Origin of the sequence: Stenotrophomonas indicatrix (assembly GCF_002750975.1) — a bacterium.
In the GTDB taxonomy this organism is placed as follows: Bacteria; Pseudomonadota; Gammaproteobacteria; order Xanthomonadales; family Xanthomonadaceae; genus Stenotrophomonas; species Stenotrophomonas indicatrix.
Genome location: NZ_PEJS01000001.1, coordinates 1,985,580 through 2,001,877 on the forward strand (window position 1 = coordinate 1,985,580; position 16,298 = coordinate 2,001,877).

The window sequence follows — 16,298 nt, forward strand, 5'->3', positions numbered from 1 at the left end:
TGAGGCCTCGGACAACGGGGATCAGACATGCAGCGACGTGGATTTCTGGGCGGCCTTGCCGCGTTGTACGGTGCCGGCGCCTTCGGGCTGTGCCTTCCGCTGGGCGCCACCCTTGCCCATGCCGGCAGAGACCATGCCAATGACTGGCGTTGGCTGCAGGGCAACTGGAACGTGCGTCACCGCCGGCTGCAGGAACGCCTGGTGGCCGACACGCGCTGGGTGGACTTCACCGGCACCAGTGCGGTCTGGCTGACCCTGGGCGGGCTGGGCACGATCGATGACAACCTGATGCAGCTGCCCGGCGGCGCCTACCGCGGCCTGGGTGTACGTGCTTTCGATCCGGCCTCCGCCACCTGGGCAATCTGGTGGCTGGATGGCCGCGCTCCCAGCCGCTTCGAAGCGCCGGTGCGTGGCGGCTTCAGCGGTACAGGCGGCAGCTTCCGTGGTGCGGATTCCTTCAAGGGCCAGCCCATCCAGGTCTGGTTCCGCTGGCACGACATCCACGCTGCGCAGCCGTGGTGGGAGCAGGCATTCTCCGCAGACAACGGCGTGCACTGGGAAGTGAACTGGCGCAACTGGTTCACCCGCACGGCAGCGATACCCTCGTCGTTGCCGCTGCAGTCGGATGCGCCCCGCGACTTCGACTTCCTGGTCGGCCGTTGGACGGTGCAGCACCAGCGGCTGCGCGAACGCCTGTCTGGCAGCAACCGCTGGGACCACTTCGATGGCACGTTGCATAACTGGCCGGTGCTGGGCGGCTTCGGCAACGTTGGCGACAACGTCATGTACTTCCCCGCTGCGACGGTACGCGGCATGGGCATCCGCGCATGGGATGCCAGCAGTGGCCAGTGGTCGAGCTGGTGGTTGGATGGCCGCGATCCCACGCGGATCGGCGCACCGGTCCGCGGCGGTTTTGTCGATGGCGTCGGCACGTTCATGGGAGACGACCAGCTGCGGGGACAACCGATCAGAACGCGGGTGATCTGGTCGCGGATCACCTCGCGTTCCGCACGCTGGGAACAGGCGGCATCCGCAGACGGCGGAGCGACCTGGGAGACCAACTGGATCAGCGATTTCGAGCGGCAGGCATGAACGCGCTTGCCTCACTGGTCGCGCTTGCGGTCGCGGTCGCTGGACTGCTGGGGGGTGATGCCAGCCGGGAGGCGTTGGCACTCGACCCTCGCGCAGAGCGTTTCGCACCAGGCATCGCGTCGACCCGATACAGCGAAATCCGCCTGACGCTGAGCCCCGACGGACGCACAGCGCTCTGGTTCAGCCGTGACCGGCCTGGCGGCGAAGGTGGCCATGACATCTGGGTTTCGCATCTGCAGCACGGCCAGTGGAGTGCCGCGCGCCCGGTTCCGTTCAACACACCCGGCCGCGATTTCGACCCTGCGTTCACCGCCGATGGCCGCTTCGTGCTGTTCTGCTCCGATCGCCCCGGTGGCCTGGGCGGCGATGACCTGTACAGGGTGCCCGTGCAGGGCCTGCAGTTCGGTGCCGCCGAGCATCTCGGGTCTGCCGTCAACAGTCCCGCCAACGAGTTTGCGCCGATGCTCGCGCCCGACGGTGGCACCCTGCTGTTCTCCAGCGACCGAGCAGGTGGCGCCGGTGGCCACGATCTGTATGTCGCGCGGGTGGACGATGGCCAACTGCAACCTGCGCGGCCGGTGGCAGGCGCGGTCAACACGGCCGCGCAGGAGTTCGACGCCACCTTCCTGGGCGATGGGCGGACCATCGTTTTCGCACGTGCACAGGACTTCGGCGGTTCGCGGGTCGAGCAGTTCGCGGCACGCGCGTTCGGTGACCGCTACGCGCCCGGCATGCGACTGCCCGCACCCGTCAACGACGGTGCGAGCGACAGCTATGGGGCCATGCTCGACTGGTCCCGCCCTGGCACGCTCACCTATTCAGCGCGTCGCGGCGATGGCGCCAGCCTGGACCTGTACCGGGTGAGCTATCGGCTGCCACCGTCCCTGTCGATTCCGGCCCCCCCGGTTCGTCGATAGAAAAAGAGCCCCCGAAGAGAGCATCCACATGCCTTCCGCACAACAGGTTGCCTGCCGCTGTGGCGAAGTGACGTTGAACCTGACCGGCACACCCATCGCCTGCGTCGACTGCTGCTGCAACAGCTGCCGCGCCGCAGGCCTGCGCCTGCAGCGCCTTCCCGGCGCCCAGCGGCTGCTCGGACCGCATGGAACTACCCGGTTCGTCATGTATCGCAAGGACCGGGTGGAGTTCCTGGCAGGAGTGGAGCGCCTGGCCTCGTTCCGCCTCTCAGCCGATGCCGGCACCCGTCGCGTGCTGGCCACCTGCTGCAACACGCCCCTGTTTCTTGAACTGACCGGCGGCCACTGGCTGAGCCTGTATGGCGGCCTGTGGCCGGAGGATGCCCGGCCGCCGCTGCAGATGCGCACCATGGTGGGCGATCTGCCCGATCCCTCCGTGCTGCCCGCCGATGTACCCAACCTCAAGCAACACTCGCTGCGCTTCTATGCCCGGTTGATGAAGGCCTGGATTGCGATGGGCCTGCGCAGCCCGGATATCCGCATTGAAGGAGAGGTCCATGGCTGAGCCAGACAAGATCGAGATCGAGAGCATCACCTCGCCCGGCAGGACCCAGTGGGTCGACCGGGGCAAGTACAGCGCCATGCGCAGCGCCCTGCTCGACGTGCTGCCGCAGGCGCCGCCCGGGGTTTCCATTGCCATTGCCAAGCAGTCGTTGCTGCCGGCGCTGCCTGCAGATCTGTTCCCCGCAGGCGCGACCGCAGGCTGGTGGCTGAAGGCCGTGCAGCTGGATCTGGAAGCCAAGGGCGTGATCGAGCGCGCAGCGGGCAAGCCCGTGCGGTTGTTCAAGCATGCGGTCGTCGGTCGAACGGCGGTGACGTCATGAGCGGTCCATCCAACGATGCGCCTTCATCGTCGCGCAGGTCACTGCTGATCGGTGCTTGACTGTTGCTGGCCATGGGATGGCCGCCCAGCGTGCGCGGCGCCAGCGCGGGCCTGCGCGAGCCCATGGATGCGGCAGCGTTCGCCGCCCGCCGGCGCTGGGTCCGCACACCGTTCGGGCGCATCGCCTGCGTGCAACAAGGGAAGGGTCCGGCCGCACTGTTCCTGCACGGGTTCCCGTTGAGCGGCTTCCAGTGGCGGCATGCGATCGCGCAGCTTTCTTCGTCCCGCCGCTGCATTGCACCGGATTTCATGGGCCTGGGCCACAGCGCGGTGGCGGCCACGCAGGACCTGTCCCCGCAGGCACAGAGCGACATGCTCGTTGCGTTGCTTGATGCGCTGTCCGTTGCGATGGTCGACCTGGTTGCCAATGACAGTGGCGGCACCGTGGCCCAGTTGTTCGCTGTGCAGCACCCGAGCCGCGTGCGCACGATGCTGCTGACCAACTGCGACGTGCACCAGAACAGCCCGCCGGTGCAGATGAAGGACTCACTGGCCGCCGCACGCGCAGGCACCTATCACCAGAAGATTGTGCGCCACCTGCAGGATCGCGGCTACGCGCGATCAGCGGCCGGTATCGGTGGCTCGGCTTATGTGGATCCGGCACATTTCAGCGATGAGGCCATCGAATACAGTTTCCGCCCGCTGGTATCCTCGCCCCTGCGCCAACAGCAGCTCAATGACCACCTCGCGGCGTTCGAGCCCAATCCGCTGGTGGCCATCGAAGCCTCGCTGCAACGCAGTACGATTCCCACGCGCATGGTGTGGGGAACAGCCGATCCCCTCTTTCCGGGCCGCTGGGCAGAGTGGCTGCACCAGACGCTGCCGGCATCGCGCGGTATCCGCTGGGTGGAAGGCGGACGCCTGTTCTGGCCTGAGGAACAGCCTGCGCTGCTTGCCGATGAGGCCCGGGCGCTTTGGCGAGCCTGATAGGCCTGGCTGACCCGATGCGCCAGCCGCTGGGCTGGCGCGCCCGACTCAACGCGCCATGGCCCGTGCAGCGTGTTCCTGGGACAACTGCTCCCGCTCCTGCTGCTGGCTCGCCTGCTCAGAGCTTGCCGCCAGCGACTGCCCCTGCTGCAGCTCGCGCACGTGCTCGCTGACCGGCGTAGCCACTGCCTGCGCAGTATCGGTGCGGGCGATCTGACGATCGGCGGCGTGCGGCTGGCCCTGCACCGCGAACGCGTACCTGCCGTCGTCACTGAGCACGGCCTCGTCGATCCGCTGCATGCCCTTGGCCTTGGCCGCGACCAGCAGGGCCATGCCCAGCCGTTCGCTCATCTCATCAGGCTGGCGCCCCATCGCCTGGTCGAGGCTGCTCACAGCGCCTTGGCTCTGCAGCCACATGCCGTGGTCCGGGCTGGCGGTGTGCCGTGGGTCCTGACGGGGCAGCAGCGGTGAGGGCGGCGCGAGCGACTGCAGGTGCTCGCCCTGCACGGCAGCGTCGATCTTCTGCAGATCCTTGCCGCCCGCCGCGGCGATATGGAATAGGCGTTCGGCCATGCCATAGGTGGATTGCCCCTGGTTGCGCGCCAGCCCCAGGGCGAAGGCGTCCACATCCTGCTGCGGCCTGCCGTTGCCGTCCTCTGCAAGCACCTGCCACGATGGCCCCAGCATCGGGTTGCCCCCGACCATCGACTGGGTACGCTCCATCAGCGTGCGCATCTGGGCCTCGCTGAAGCTCAGGGTAGTGAGCTCACCGGCCTTCACCGGTCCGCGATCACCGCTGGGGTCGCCGGACAGTGCGGCGTTGGCCATTCCGGCAATCTGCTCACCCTGCGCATGGCCGCGCAGGTCGAAGGTGAATTCATAGCGGCGCTGCGCCCTGTCTTCCTGGCCGTCGGCGCCGTAGGCGCTGACCCGGGTTGCCGGCAGGTTGCCGTTGTACTGCACGCTGCGCAGTTCGGTGCGGCTGCCGTCCTCGCGACTGACCTGCACCACGTCGCCGCTGTTGCGTGCACCCGCCAGGTCCAGGCCGAACGTGTCGCCATAGCCGACCTTCAGCCGCGTCTGCGAACTCATGCCCAGCCGCTCGACCGTCGCCAGATCCTGCACGCCCGGGGTCTGGCCGCTCAGGGTGCCGTTGTCGATGAACTGTTCATAGGCCTGGCGGCCTTCGGCTTGATCCAGGTCGAACGTGGCAGTGCGGACGGCAGCGTGACCGAGCGCGTCCTGCCGACCGGCAATCGCGCTGAACCTGCCGGCACTGAATCCCATGCCGTTGAAGGCTTCCACCGCCTCGTTCGGCCCGGTGGTGACGCGCACCCGGCCATCATCCAGGCGATCCACGCGGTAGCTGGCACCGCTCGCCTCGGTCGTCTGGCTCTGCATGGCGATGTTGCGGAAGCTGCCTTCCAGTGCGGTGCCGGTGAACTGCTGGCCATCCAGGGTGACGCTGCCCCCCTTGGGAATGGTCTGCGGATCGAACGGGTTGATGCGGGTGGGATCGACGTCCACCGCCTCGCTGGGCAGGCTGACCCTGTAGCGCCCGCGTACGCCGGTGCTGCTGGTGTCCTGGAAGCCGGCACCTTTCGCGCTTGCCCTGACCACCGACTCCATCGTGAGCAGGTAATCCCTGCCGCCATCGGGCGTCGGGCTGCCGGCCATGTTCAGCGACGTCCCCTGGAACTGCGATGCGAGACTGGACGCTGCGCGCTTGTGCTCGGTACCCACTTTCAACGCGCCGTCGCCCTCGTTCAACGTGACCGAGTAACCACCGGCGGCGGCCCGCACCTCGCTGTTGGCCGAGGTGTAGGTCGGATCGAACGACGCCGAGGCGGCATCGCGCGGCGCATCCTGGGTTGCGCCTTCCTTGCTGGTCCGGGCATTCATGCCGTGACCTCCTTGAACAGTGACGCGCTGATTATAGGACGCGGTGTGCGCAACACGTTCACATCGCGCCGCAGCCGCATCCACGATAGTGATGGCCATCCCATTCCACGCCGAGGGTCCATGCCCCACTCCCTCGCCCGCCCGCAGCGATGGCGCCGTCACGGCCGCAAGCTGCTGCCGTACCTGCTGGGCCTGTATCTGCTGTACCTGTTGGCAGGCAATGTTTTCCTCAATACGCCGCTGTTCGATCAGGTCACCAATCGCAAGCCGCACAAGTTCGTGATGACCACTGGCCCGGCGATCACGCTGCTGCCGGGGCATGTCATCGCCTGGAATGTGCAGATGCGCGGCCACGTCAATCACACGGTGTATGTGCTGCGCGCGGACCGCGCCAGTGCACGCTTGGCATTGCTGCCGCTGTTCCAGCGCGAGGTGCGCGTGCCGTCGCTGCACGCGACCGGGGTGGCCGCCGAGATCGCGCGCGTGGAGGAGGCCATTCCCTCACCACCGCGCGGCGATCGCGGCTGGACGTTGCGGTTCGATGCCATTCATAGCGAAACCATCCGCAGCGTCCGCGTGGGCAAGCTGTTGATCGTTGGCCAGGGCAGCGGCACGGTCGGTTTCGTGAAGCAGCTGCGTGGTGGTCCCTCGGAACTGCTGGACTCGGAGGTGGCGTTCGCTGATGCCGACGTCAGCCTTGACGGCACCCAGCTGCTCGGCGACATGCAGCTGAAGACGCAGTTCTCCTACCCACGGCATTACCGCGACCAGGCACCCGGGCTGGCAAAGCTGGGGCTGCTGCATGCCGTGCTGGAGGTGCAGGCGCGCAGCCAGGGCCTGCGCCTGGATACGGACACGCAACGTCCTTCCATTGCCAGCGCCGCCGTGCCGGGGCAGCTGCAGGCCGCGATCACCCTGGACCAGGGCGCGCTTCAGCCCGGCAGCCATGCGGTCTGGCGGGTTCCCCTGCAGATGGGAGCTGGCGCCCCCGACCGCGGAACGCTGGCAGTGCAGCTGGATACCGCCCGCGACATCCGCCTGCAGGCGCGGTTGCCGCAGCGCGAGGGCACAGGCGCTGCGCTGGACGCGGATCTGACCATCACCGGGCGGCACATTCCATTCGCCGAACCCAGCGAGATGCTGGGCCGCACCTCCGGAACGGTCAAGGGCGAATGGACCTTCACCTCGCTCAACTGGATTCCTGCACTGTTCGTGCAGAAACCCTGGTTCCAGCTGCAGGGTGGTGGCGTGCTGCGCGCCGACCTGCGCCTGCAGAACGGCGAGCTGGCCGCTGGCAGCAGCGTCGACATTCCTGCGGCGCGGGCGGTGGCCGAAGTGGCCGGCGTGCACATGCAGGGAACGGCCAGCGCCCATGGCCAACTGCAGGCCGGGACGCCGACGCACGCCGTACTGGCAGTGAAGCTTCCCACGTTCAATGCGCGTGCAGGCGGCGCCAAGGGTGCCACGCTGTTCGATGGGCGCGACCTGGCACTGACACTCACCGGTGACGGTCGCCTGCGCGAGCTGCGCAAGGGCGTGCGCGCTCAGCTGCGCTTCGATGACGCAAGCATTCCAGACCTCACCGCCTACAACCGCTACCTGGGCAACGGCCAGGTGCGGCTGCTGGGAGGCGCTGGCCAGGTGAGCGGCGACGTTGAACTCGATACCCAGGGCCGGGTTGGCAATGGCAGTGTCCGCCTGCGCAGCCAACGCGCACGCCTGCAGTTGGCCGGGCTTGGCCTGCAGGGCGACGCCCGCGTTGATGGCAGGCTGCGGCGTGGCGATTTCAGCCAGCGCCGCTTCGATCTGGGCGGTAGCGTGATCGAGCTGCGCAACGTGCAGGTGGGTGAGCAGCAGCGTTCACAGCCGTGGTGGGGCCGGGTCACCATCGCCCGCGGTGACATCGATGCGCAGTCACCGTTCCAGGTGGACGCACGCGCGGACCTTGCCATGCGCGACGCGGGCCCGCTGCTGGCGCTGTTTGCCGAGCGCAGCGATTACCCGCGCTGGGCATTGTCGCTGCTCGACTCCGGCCAGGTGGATGCACATACCCGCCTGCGCTGGCGCGCCGGGCATCTGGTACTGGATGGACTGCAGGCGGAGAACGAGCGCCTTTCGCTGCGTGCGCGGCTGGATCTGCTGGACCAGCGCAAGCGTGGCGACCTCTACCTTCGCTGGGGCCTGCTGGGTGCCGGCATCGAGCTGGATGGACAGCGCCGCCAATGGCATCTGGCCGGTGCGCGGGAATGGTTCGACGGTCGGCCCGCGTTGCTGCCCGGTGCTGCAGCGGCCAGCGACGGTGGCACGGCGGACTGACCCGAAGGCTGCATCCAGTCGCGACGCCTTTACGTACAACGCACTACCGCAGTTCGCGATAGTGCAGGAGGAAAGACACCGTGAATGTCCGCAGGCAAGCAGTTGGCCTTCTGGGCTGGGCCATCGTCACTTTTCTGGCGGCCGCACTGGGCGCGCGTGCCTCGATCTCGGCAGCGGATTTCTACGCAAGCCTGGCGTTGCCGGCATGGGCACCGCCGGCCAGCGTGTTCGGTCCGGTGTGGACGGTGTTGTACGCATTGATGGCGCTGGCGGCGTGGCTGGTGTGGCGCCAGGGCGGATGGCGCGCGACCGCGCCTGCGCTGTCACTCTATCTGCTGCAGCTGGCCCTCAACGTGCTGTGGAGCTGGCTGTTCTTCGGCTGGAAACAGGGGGCGTTGGCGTTCGCTGACATCGCACTGTTGCTGGCGCTGATCGTGGCCACGATCGTCGCCTTCCATCGCGTGCGTCCGGCGGCGGCATGGCTGCTGCTGCCTTACCTGGCATGGGTGACGTTCGCCAGTGCGCTCAACTACGCGGTGTGGCAGGCCAATCCGGCCGTGCTTTAGCCGGGCAATGCCTGAGGGCCTTGCGCTGCGGGCCGCCACTGGCGCAGCGCGCTGCCCCTGAAGGCCTGCTCACCGCAGCCGGTCGGGCAGCGCAGTACACGCGCGGCAGACGTGCTGACAAGCCCATCGCCCTCCTGCGCCTTGAATACGACCTCGCAGCACAGGCAGCGCGCCACCAGCGAATACAGATGGACGATGCGGCCGCTGCCGGGATCCTGCAGTGCATTGACATCCAGCAGGTCGAAGCGGCCGTTCTCAGGCGCTGGGCGCGATGGGCGAAGCAGGGAAGACGATGGCTGCAGGTTCACGTCGATGCGTCACAGAAGGATGAGCGACGACTGTAGTAGGCGCGATGTGCAGCAGATGTGCACCGCACCCATCAGGCTGCAGCAGCGCCCCCCAGTCGGTTGATCTGCGCACATTCCAGCACCGGCGGCGGGTCCGGCATCGTCGCCAGCACGATCATCGCGCGGCCGATGGCTTCGTTGCTGGTCACCAGTGAGGGCAGGACGCGGCCCGCCGCCGCCATCAGGGGGCCGCCAAAGCGATACAGCGGCTTCAACGCCGCATGACGGGTGCCGGTGCCCGTCACGGGGCGCACCCCGGCGGGACGCAGCATGACGGTGCGCACCGCGAGCTGCGCCAACGCGGCCTCGGTCTCGCCCTTGATGCGCAGGGGCATGATCCGGCTGTGGGGATTGGCATGGGCGCCGGAGACATACAGGAACCGGCCGTCCGGATTCGCCTCGGCCCATGCTGCAGCCACGGCAAGGGTGGCATCGAGCGTCACCTTCCGATACTCGTCCTCGGCGGTGCCGACCGGCGGTGCTCCGGCACAATAGAAACACGCATCGAATCCGGCCAGCTGCGGGCCCACACCACGGGCATGCTGGAAATCGGCCAGCACGATCTGCTCGATACGCGCGTCGAGCCGGGCCTTGCCGCGGACCAGGGCGGCGGTGCGCGCCACCTGCGGCGAAGCGAGGCAGGCACGGGCAACGCCCTGCCCGACCAGTCCGGTCGCGCCGGTCAGCAGAATCCGCAGCGGGCGTGTTTCGTACATGCGTTGACCTTGAAGAAGCCTAGAGTTTCACGAAGCGCTGGATCCGGCGGGCCAGCCAACCACTGAATACCAGCGGCGCATCCAGCGCGGAAACGCAGATGCACGGTACGCCCGGCGCCGTTACCGGCTGGTGCTCGACCTCCTCGTCCAGGTCGGCAACATCGCCGGGCGCGAACAGACCCAGCGCATCATTGTAGGAACCCCGCAGGATCTGTGTCAGTTCGCTGCGTCCATGGCTGTGCATCGGCAGGCATTTGCCCGGCGCGATCTTCAGCATGATCAGCGACGGCATCTGCTCGGCACGGATGCAATGCACTCCCGGCGCCATCCAGCGCCAGTGCAGCCGACCCAGCGAATCGCCGAAGTACGGATGCAGCGACGTCGGCAGATGGTCCGGATCCGCCTCGGGGCGTTCGCGCGGCATCGACCGCAGCGGGCCTGGCACCGCGTCGGCCTGGACCTCGACGAGCTGGGCAAGCATCGCTTCGCGCAGGCCCGCCCGCCGCGCCTCGTCCGCCACGGGCTGGGTCTGCTCCAGCAGTGCGGCACCGATGGCCTCCGCTTCGCGCAGCCGCTGGCGGCAGTGCGGGCACTGCTCCAGATGGGTGCCGGCGACGATGCTCAACGGTGCCGGCAGAGCACCGGCGGCGTAGCTCATCAGTGTCGACTCATGCAGGTGGTGGTGCGGATTCATGGTGCACCCCCGACCTTCGACTGCAACTGCAGGAACGCTCGTCGCAGGTGTGATTTGACCGTGCCCAGCGGCATCCCAAGCGCCTGCGCGATCTCGCTGTGGCTCTTGGCCTCGAAGTAAGACATGCGAACCAGACGCGCCTGCGTGGCCGGCAGTTCATTGATGCGCTGGCGCAGGCGGGCATGGTCGGCAAACTGCTCGGCGCTGCTGCGCTCGCCGACGTCGGCGGCAGCGGCGTCTTCCACGGCTTCCTGCACCTGCATCCAGCTGCGTTCGCGACGCACGCGGTCGATGTGCAGGTTGCGACCGATGCGATACAACCAGGTGCTCAGCGCACCTTGGGCAGGATCGAACTCGGCCGCGCGCAGCCACAGGCGCAGCAGGCATTCCTGGGCCAGCTCTTCGGCCACCGCTGCGGGTGCCCCAAGGCCACGCAGATAAATGCACAGGCGCGGCATGAAATGGTCGTAGATGCGCATGAAGCAGTCACGATCGCGCAGCCGGGCGACGCCATCCATCTCGCCGTTCCAGTTCGTTGGCTCGTTGCTGGGCTGCTGTGAACTGGACACGATCCGCGCGGTGTCGAAGGGATGGGAGGGACTGGCGGGAGGACGGTACATCGGCGGGGGCTGCCGTTGGGTGAAGAGGAGTCCTTCCCTCTACGCACGGTGGCGCCTGTTGGATGCACCCGGGATGGGTGCCAACGTGCATCCAGCCGGCGCCGTCGCGCGTACAGGCCCGCAAGCCTCCCATGGATCGCCCCGATGCGTCTTGCCTGGTTGCTGCTCTGCATGCCCTGCGCCGCTTCGGCCGCCCCTCTTCTGCGTTCGGAGGGCGTGGCCACCCTGGCCAACGGAGTCATTGCCTACCGCGAAGTGCATTGGCAGCGCGGCGCCGGCGATGGCAGCGAACGCTGGGTGGAATACCTTTGCCCTGCGGGCCAACCTTTCGCCCGCAAGCAGATGCCCGCCGCCACCCGGCCGCAGGTGCGGGGCTATGTGCTGCAGGACGCCCGCAGCGGCCAAGCGGCCGATGTGAGGGTCGACCCCGGCGTGGTCCGGGTCGACTGGAAGGAGGACACGTCCACGCCTTCCCGAACCAGGCAGCTGCCGCTGCCCCCGGATGCCGTGATCGACGCCGGCTTCGATGCCGCCGTGCGGGCCCACTGGCGGACGCTGCAGGGTGGAGCACCGGTCAGCCTGCCTTTTCTGGTGCCCGGCCGGCAACGCTTCTACCCCGTGCAGGTGCAGTACCAGGGCCCGGTGCGCTGGCAGGGGCTTTCCGCCCATGCGGTGAATGTCCGCCTTGATACCTGGTTCGGCGCGGTGGCCCCACGTCTGTCGCTGGTCTACGCCGATGCTGATCGCCGCCTGCTCGAGTTCCGTGGTACCAGCAACCTGCGCGATGCACGTGGCGATTATCCGCAGGTGACCGTGCGCTTTGCCGCGCCCGCAACCGAGCAGCCGGAGCAGCGCTGGCGCACTGAGCTGCAGCGACCGCTGGTAGCGAGCTGTGGTGTTACGACGAGGTGAACATGCAGTCTGATGCAATCCACTGCATCCAACCTGCACTGCAACGCGTATAGGTAGGCAATCGACTCCCTCGGGCTTCCGTCCATGGCATCCGCAGCGCCTCCACTCCGCAGACGTTCGCGCCTGTTGCGCACCTTCCAGCGCTGGTTCGACACCGATGCTGGAAGCGAAGCGGCGATCGACGGCAGCCAGGGTGACCGCATCGACTGGCTGCGCGCCCTGCCCTTCGCGCTGCTGCACGTGGCCTGCCTCGGGGTGATCTGGGTGGGCGTGTCCTGGACAGCGGTTGCCGTCGCAGTGTTCCTGTACGCGATCAGGATGTTCGCCATCACCGCGTTCTATCACCGCTACTTCTCGCACCGGACGTTCGAGGCATCGCGCACCGTGCAGTTCGTGTTCGCGGTCATCGGCGCCGCCAGCGTGCAGCGTGGCCCGCTCTGGTGGGCAGCGCACCACCGCCACCACCACCGCCACGCCGATCAACCGCAGGATCCGCATTCCCCGCGCCAGGGCGGGTTCTGGCGCAGCCATATGGGTTGGTTCCTCACCCGTAGTGCCTTTGCCACCGATCTGCAGCGCATTCCCGATCTGGCCCGCTACCCCGAGCTGCGCTGGCTGGACCGGTTCGACACCGTGGTTCCGGTGTTGCTGGCCGCTGCGCTGTATGGCGTGGGTGCGGTGCTCGAGCGTGTGGCGCCAGGCCTGCATACCTCCGGCCCGCAGCTGCTGGTCTGGGGCTTCTTCATCTCCACCGTGGTGTTGTTCCACGCCACGGTCACCATCAATTCGCTGGCGCACCGATTCGGCCGGCGCCGCTTCGAGACCCGAGATGACAGCCGCAACAACCTCTGGCTGGCGCTGCTGACCTTCGGCGAAGGCTGGCACAACAACCATCACTTCTTTCCCGGCACCGCCCGCCAGGGCTTCCGCTGGTGGGAGATCGACATCAGCTGGTATGGCCTGCGCGCAATGGCTGCGCTGGGCCTGGTTAAGGGCCTCAAGCCCATCCCGGCCTGGGTACTGGCCAAGGCGAGGCACTGACATGCGTATCGCGGTCATCGGTTCCGGCATCGCGGGTCTGGCCAGTGCGTGGTGGCTGGACGGCGAGCATGACGTCACCCTGTTCGAGGCCAACGACTATCTGGGCGGCCACACCCACACCCACGAGGTGACAGTGGACGGCCGCAGGATGGCGGTCGACACCGGGTTCATCGTCTTCAATCCGCACCATTACCCGCTGCTGTCGGCGTTGTTCGACGAACTTGGCGTGGACTCGCAGCCCACCACGATGAGTTTCTCGATGCACAGCGAGCGCAGCGGCGTGGAGTACAACGCCACATCGCTCGATGGCCTGTTCTGCCAGCGCCGCAACCTGCTCTCACCGCGTTTCTGGGGAATGCTGGCCGACCTGCGGCGCTTCTATCGCGACGCGCCCCTGCTGCTGGGCGAGGAGCAGGGCCCGACGCTGGGCCAGTACCTGCACAGCCAGCGCTATGGCGAGGCGTTCGTGCAGGAACATCTGCTGCCGATGGCCTCGGCGCTGTGGTCCTCGCCGACCGCGCAGGTGCTGGATTTCCCGGCCCGTTACCTGGTGCAGTTCATGGCCAATCACCAGATGCTGCAGATGACCGGGCGCGCGCCCTGGCGCGTGGTCAAGGGCGGCTCGGCGCGCTACGTGGACGCCCTGCGTGCGCGCTGGCGGGTGCACGAGCGGCTGGAATGCCCGGTACACGCGGTCGAACGCATGCCCTGGGGGGCACGCGTACACACCGCAACCGGCATTGAAGGCTTCGATGAAGTGATCCTGGCCTGCCATAGCGACCAGGCCCTTGCCCTGCTGGCCGACGCCGATCCTGTCGAGCATGCGGTGCTCGGCGCGATCCGCTACCAACCCAACGAGGCCGTACTGCACACTGACGCCTCCTTGCTGCCCGCCAACCGCAAGGCGTGGGCGGCGTGGAACGCGCATGTACCGCGCGACCCCACCGCACCCTGCACGGTCAGCTACTGCATGAACCTGTTGCAGGGGCTGCCCGGTGATACGCCGCTGGTGGTGACCCTCAACCGCAGCGAGGCCATCGATCCGGCCAAGGTGCTGCGCCGTTTGCAGTACGCGCATCCGGTGCATGATCCGGCTGCGGTGGACGCGCAGCGGCGCTGGGCCGAACTGCAGGGCCGGCGGCACACCTGGTTTGCGGGTGCGTACTGGGGCTGGGGCTTCCACGAAGATGGAATCCGCAGTGCCCGCCGCGTAGTGGATGCGCTGCAACTGCGCAATGCCGGCGCGCCGCCTCCCCTGCAGGTGGAGGTGGCCGCGTGAGCGCCAGCGCCCTCTACTTCGGGCAGGTGGTGCACCGCCGGCACCATCCGCATCCGCATGCCTTCCGCTACCCCATCGCGCAGCTGCTGCTGGACCTGGACGAGTTAGACCAGGTATTTGCCGGGCGCTGGCTGTGGTCGGTCGGGCGCCGCAACCTGGCAGAGTTCCGCCGCAGCGACTATCTCGGCGATCCCAGGACATCGCTTGCAGACGCCGTGCGTGACCATGCCGCGACCGTGCTGGGGCGGCGCCCGGACGGCCCGGTGCGGCTGTTGGCGCACCTGCGCTTCGGTGGCCACGTGTTCAATCCGGTCAGCTTCTATTACTGCTACCGGGCCGACGGCAGCACCCTGGACTGCATCGTCGCCGACATCACCAACACGCCGTGGAAGGAACGGCACGCCTATGTTCTGCCTGTTGAAAGCGCACAGCCGCAGGGGCGTGCCCTGCGCTGGCAGTTCGACAAAGCCTTCCACGTTTCCCCCTTCATGCCGATGGATTGCCGCTACGACTGGCGCTTCACCGCGCCCGGCGAGGACCTGCGCGTACATATGCAGGTCTGGCGCGACGGTGTCCGGCAGTTCGATGCCACCCAGGCCATGCAGCGACGCCCGCTTGATGGCCGCGGCCTGGCCCGGGTACTGGCGTTCTACCCGTTGATGACCGTGCAGGTGGTAGCCGCCATCCACTGGCAGGCACTGCGCCTGTGGCTGAAGCGCAATCCCGTGCATGACCACCCCGCTCTTGCCGAGAAACCGCGATGAACGAGCTGAATCCTTCCGTTGCCCTGCCCCGCCCCGGCGCGGTGGACGTATTCCTGCGCCGGAGGCTGCTGGCGGTACTGGCTCCGCTGCGCGAAGGCGGGCTGCGGGTACGTGACCCCTTGGGCGAGGTCATCCTCGGTGATCGTGCGGGCGCACTGCAGGCCACGGTGACCATCAGCGATATGGCGTTCTACCGCAAGGTGGCCGCGCAGGGCAGCGTCGGCGCGGGTGAGAGCTACATCCACGGCGATTGGCACTGCGATGACCTGGTGGCCCTGGTGCGGCTGCTGGTGCGCAACCGCGACCTGCTGGATGGCATGGAACGCGGGCCGGCGCGGATCGGTGGCTGGCTGCTGCGCGGCTGGAACCGCCTGCGGCGCAACAGCCGCGAAGGCAGTCGCCGCAACATCGCCGCCCACTACGATCTGGGCAATGACTTCTTCGCGCTGTTCCTGTCGCCGGACCTGATGTACTCCTCGGCGGTGTTCAGCGATGCCGGCGACTCGCTGGAAACCGCCTCGCGCCGCAAGCTGGACCGCATCTGCCAGCAGCTGCAGCTGCAACCCGGTGATCGCGTCGTCGAGATCGGTACCGGCTGGGGCGGGTTCGCCCTGCATGCCGCCCAGCACTACGGCTGCCATGTGACCACCACCACCATCTCCGCCGAACAGCACGCGCTTGCCGCCCAGCGTGTGGCCGAGGCGGGCCTGCAGGAGCGCGTGACCCTGCTGATGCAGGACTACCGTGATCTGCAGGGCCAGTTCGACAAGCTGGTGTCGATCGAGATGATCGAGGCCATCGGTGCCGAGTATCTGGACACCTACATGGCGACCCTGCAGCGGCTGCTGAAGCCCGATGGCGTGGCCCTGCTGCAGGCCATCACCATCGAGGACCAGCGCTACGAGCAGGCGCGTCGCAGCGTGGACTACATCAAGCGCTTCGTGTTCCCCGGCAGTTTCATTCCCTCGATCAACGCCATCCTGGCCGCCAAGACCCGGGCCTGCGACCTGCAGCTGATCGCCCAGCAGGATTTCGGCCACTCCTATGCACTCACCCTGCGCGCCTGGCGGCAGCGCTTCCTGGCGCAGTTGCCGGCGGTACGTGCGCAGGGTTTCGATGACCGCTTCTGCAGGCTGTGGGAGTTCTATCTGGCCTACTGCGAGGGCGGCTTCCTCGAGCGCTCGATCGGCGTGTCCCATCTGCTGCTGGCACGGCCGGGCTACCGTCCCGAGACGGACGTCCATGGCCAACGGGCCGGCTGA

The 16,298-nt window shown here is 67.7% G+C and carries 17 protein-coding genes; 12 read left to right on the forward strand and 5 right to left on the reverse strand.

Annotated features, from left to right (window positions below):
- Positions 1 to 27 precede the first annotated feature (27 nt).
- The 5 genes from CR918_RS09200 to CR918_RS09220 all read left to right on the forward strand — a co-directional run bounded on the left by CR918_RS09200 (position 28) and on the right by CR918_RS09220 (position 3,879).
- Positions 28 to 1,092, forward strand: a complete 1,065-nt coding sequence (locus CR918_RS09200; protein ID WP_099842543.1) for a hypothetical protein — start codon at positions 28 to 30, stop codon at positions 1,090 to 1,092.
- Positions 1,089 to 2,009 carry a TolB family protein gene (locus tag CR918_RS09205; RefSeq protein ID WP_099842544.1) on the forward strand — a complete coding sequence of 307 codons (921 nt, stop codon included), beginning with the start codon at positions 1,089 to 1,091 and terminating at the stop codon, positions 2,007 to 2,009. The genes CR918_RS09200 and CR918_RS09205 overlap by 4 nt, the downstream gene beginning before the upstream one ends.
- 28 nt (positions 2,010 to 2,037) lie before the next feature.
- Complete coding sequence (locus tag CR918_RS09210; protein WP_033831162.1) at positions 2,038 to 2,574, forward strand: GFA family protein; 537 nt, start codon at positions 2,038 to 2,040, stop codon at positions 2,572 to 2,574.
- Positions 2,567 to 2,893, forward strand: a complete 327-nt coding sequence (locus tag CR918_RS09215) for a DUF6958 family protein (protein WP_099842545.1) — start codon at positions 2,567 to 2,569, stop codon at positions 2,891 to 2,893. Before CR918_RS09210 ends, CR918_RS09215 begins: the two co-directional genes overlap by 8 nt.
- A 71-nt stretch (positions 2,894 to 2,964) precedes the next feature.
- The gene (locus CR918_RS09220) at positions 2,965 to 3,879 is read left to right on the forward strand and encodes an alpha/beta fold hydrolase (RefSeq protein ID WP_099842546.1); all 915 of its coding nucleotides are present in this window, start codon (positions 2,965 to 2,967) and stop codon (positions 3,877 to 3,879) included.
- A gap of 48 nt (positions 3,880 to 3,927) precedes the next feature.
- On the opposite strand, the gene CR918_RS09225 is transcribed toward CR918_RS09220, so the two are convergent.
- Positions 3,928 to 5,781, reverse strand: coding sequence for an XVIPCD domain-containing protein (locus tag CR918_RS09225; protein ID WP_088100032.1), 1,854 nt, complete (start codon positions 5,779 to 5,781; stop codon positions 3,928 to 3,930).
- A gap of 120 nt (positions 5,782 to 5,901) precedes the next feature.
- On the opposite strand from CR918_RS09225, the gene CR918_RS09230 reads away from it, so the two are divergent.
- Both CR918_RS09230 and CR918_RS09235 read left to right on the forward strand, forming a co-directional pair.
- Complete coding sequence (locus CR918_RS09230; RefSeq protein ID WP_099842547.1) at positions 5,902 to 8,097, forward strand: hypothetical protein; 2,196 nt, start codon at positions 5,902 to 5,904, stop codon at positions 8,095 to 8,097.
- Positions 8,098 to 8,177: 80 nt separating this feature from the next.
- Positions 8,178 to 8,663 carry a TspO/MBR family protein gene (locus CR918_RS09235; protein WP_099842548.1) on the forward strand — a complete coding sequence of 162 codons (486 nt, stop codon included), beginning with the start codon at positions 8,178 to 8,180 and terminating at the stop codon, positions 8,661 to 8,663.
- On the opposite strand, the gene CR918_RS09240 is transcribed toward CR918_RS09235, so the two are convergent.
- The 4 genes from CR918_RS09240 to CR918_RS09255 form a co-directional block, all read right to left on the reverse strand.
- Complete coding sequence (locus CR918_RS09240) at positions 8,660 to 8,971, reverse strand: hypothetical protein (protein WP_032974675.1); 312 nt, start codon at positions 8,969 to 8,971, stop codon at positions 8,660 to 8,662. The two genes, CR918_RS09235 and CR918_RS09240, sit on opposite strands and share 4 nt — an antisense overlap.
- A gap of 71 nt (positions 8,972 to 9,042) precedes the next feature.
- Positions 9,043 to 9,726, reverse strand: a complete 684-nt coding sequence (locus CR918_RS09245) for an NAD(P)H-binding protein (protein ID WP_099784212.1) — start codon at positions 9,724 to 9,726, stop codon at positions 9,043 to 9,045.
- Positions 9,727 to 9,745: 19 nt separating this feature from the next.
- Entirely contained in the window at positions 9,746 to 10,420 is a 675-nt protein-coding gene (locus tag CR918_RS09250; RefSeq protein ID WP_025874475.1) for a ChrR family anti-sigma-E factor, read from the reverse strand.
- A complete protein-coding gene (locus CR918_RS09255) occupies positions 10,417 to 11,040 on the reverse strand; it encodes a sigma-70 family RNA polymerase sigma factor (protein WP_025874474.1) in 624 nt (207 codons plus the stop codon). Before CR918_RS09255 ends, CR918_RS09250 begins: the two co-directional genes overlap by 4 nt.
- Positions 11,041 to 11,184: 144 nt before the next feature.
- On the opposite strand from CR918_RS09255, the gene CR918_RS09260 reads away from it, so the two are divergent.
- From CR918_RS09260 to CR918_RS09280, 5 genes are all read left to right on the forward strand, one after another.
- Positions 11,185 to 11,952, forward strand: a complete 768-nt coding sequence (locus CR918_RS09260; protein ID WP_099842549.1) for a hypothetical protein — start codon at positions 11,185 to 11,187, stop codon at positions 11,950 to 11,952.
- Positions 11,953 to 12,036: 84 nt separating this feature from the next.
- Positions 12,037 to 12,993: an acyl-CoA desaturase gene (locus tag CR918_RS09265; RefSeq protein ID WP_025874472.1), complete on the forward strand. Its 957-nt coding sequence runs from the start codon at positions 12,037 to 12,039 to the stop codon at positions 12,991 to 12,993.
- A 1-nt stretch (position 12,994) separates the two neighbouring features.
- On the forward strand, positions 12,995 to 14,272 hold the full coding sequence (locus CR918_RS09270; protein WP_032974671.1) for an NAD(P)/FAD-dependent oxidoreductase: 1,278 nt from the start codon (positions 12,995 to 12,997) through the stop codon (positions 14,270 to 14,272).
- On the forward strand, positions 14,269 to 15,036 hold the full coding sequence (locus tag CR918_RS09275; protein ID WP_099842550.1) for a DUF1365 domain-containing protein: 768 nt from the start codon (positions 14,269 to 14,271) through the stop codon (positions 15,034 to 15,036). The genes CR918_RS09270 and CR918_RS09275 overlap by 4 nt, the downstream gene beginning before the upstream one ends.
- A complete protein-coding gene (locus tag CR918_RS09280; RefSeq protein WP_080148696.1) occupies positions 15,033 to 16,298 on the forward strand; it encodes an SAM-dependent methyltransferase in 1,266 nt (421 codons plus the stop codon). The genes CR918_RS09275 and CR918_RS09280 overlap by 4 nt, the downstream gene beginning before the upstream one ends.

Coding starts and splice junctions, on each gene's coding strand:
- CR918_RS09200 (WP_099842543.1), top strand. CDS start 28: ATGCAGCGACGTGGATTTCTGGGCGGCCTTGCCGCGTTGTACGGTGCC.
- CR918_RS09205 (WP_099842544.1), top strand. CDS start 1,089: ATGAACGCGCTTGCCTCACTGGTCGCGCTTGCGGTCGCGGTCGCTGGA.
- CR918_RS09210 (WP_033831162.1), top strand. CDS start 2,038: ATGCCTTCCGCACAACAGGTTGCCTGCCGCTGTGGCGAAGTGACGTTG.
- CR918_RS09215 (WP_099842545.1), top strand. CDS start 2,567: ATGGCTGAGCCAGACAAGATCGAGATCGAGAGCATCACCTCGCCCGGC.
- CR918_RS09220 (WP_099842546.1), top strand. CDS start 2,965: ATGGGATGGCCGCCCAGCGTGCGCGGCGCCAGCGCGGGCCTGCGCGAG.
- CR918_RS09225 (WP_088100032.1), bottom strand. CDS start 5,781: ATGAATGCCCGGACCAGCAAGGAAGGCGCAACCCAGGATGCGCCGCGC.
- CR918_RS09230 (WP_099842547.1), top strand. CDS start 5,902: ATGCCCCACTCCCTCGCCCGCCCGCAGCGATGGCGCCGTCACGGCCGC.
- CR918_RS09245 (WP_099784212.1), bottom strand. CDS start 9,726: ATGTACGAAACACGCCCGCTGCGGATTCTGCTGACCGGCGCGACCGGA.
- CR918_RS09250 (WP_025874475.1), bottom strand. CDS start 10,420: ATGAATCCGCACCACCACCTGCATGAGTCGACACTGATGAGCTACGCC.
- CR918_RS09255 (WP_025874474.1), bottom strand. CDS start 11,040: ATGTACCGTCCTCCCGCCAGTCCCTCCCATCCCTTCGACACCGCGCGG.
- CR918_RS09260 (WP_099842549.1), top strand. CDS start 11,185: ATGCGTCTTGCCTGGTTGCTGCTCTGCATGCCCTGCGCCGCTTCGGCC.
- CR918_RS09265 (WP_025874472.1), top strand. CDS start 12,037: ATGGCATCCGCAGCGCCTCCACTCCGCAGACGTTCGCGCCTGTTGCGC.
- CR918_RS09270 (WP_032974671.1), top strand. CDS start 12,995: ATGCGTATCGCGGTCATCGGTTCCGGCATCGCGGGTCTGGCCAGTGCG.
- CR918_RS09280 (WP_080148696.1), top strand. CDS start 15,033: ATGAACGAGCTGAATCCTTCCGTTGCCCTGCCCCGCCCCGGCGCGGTG.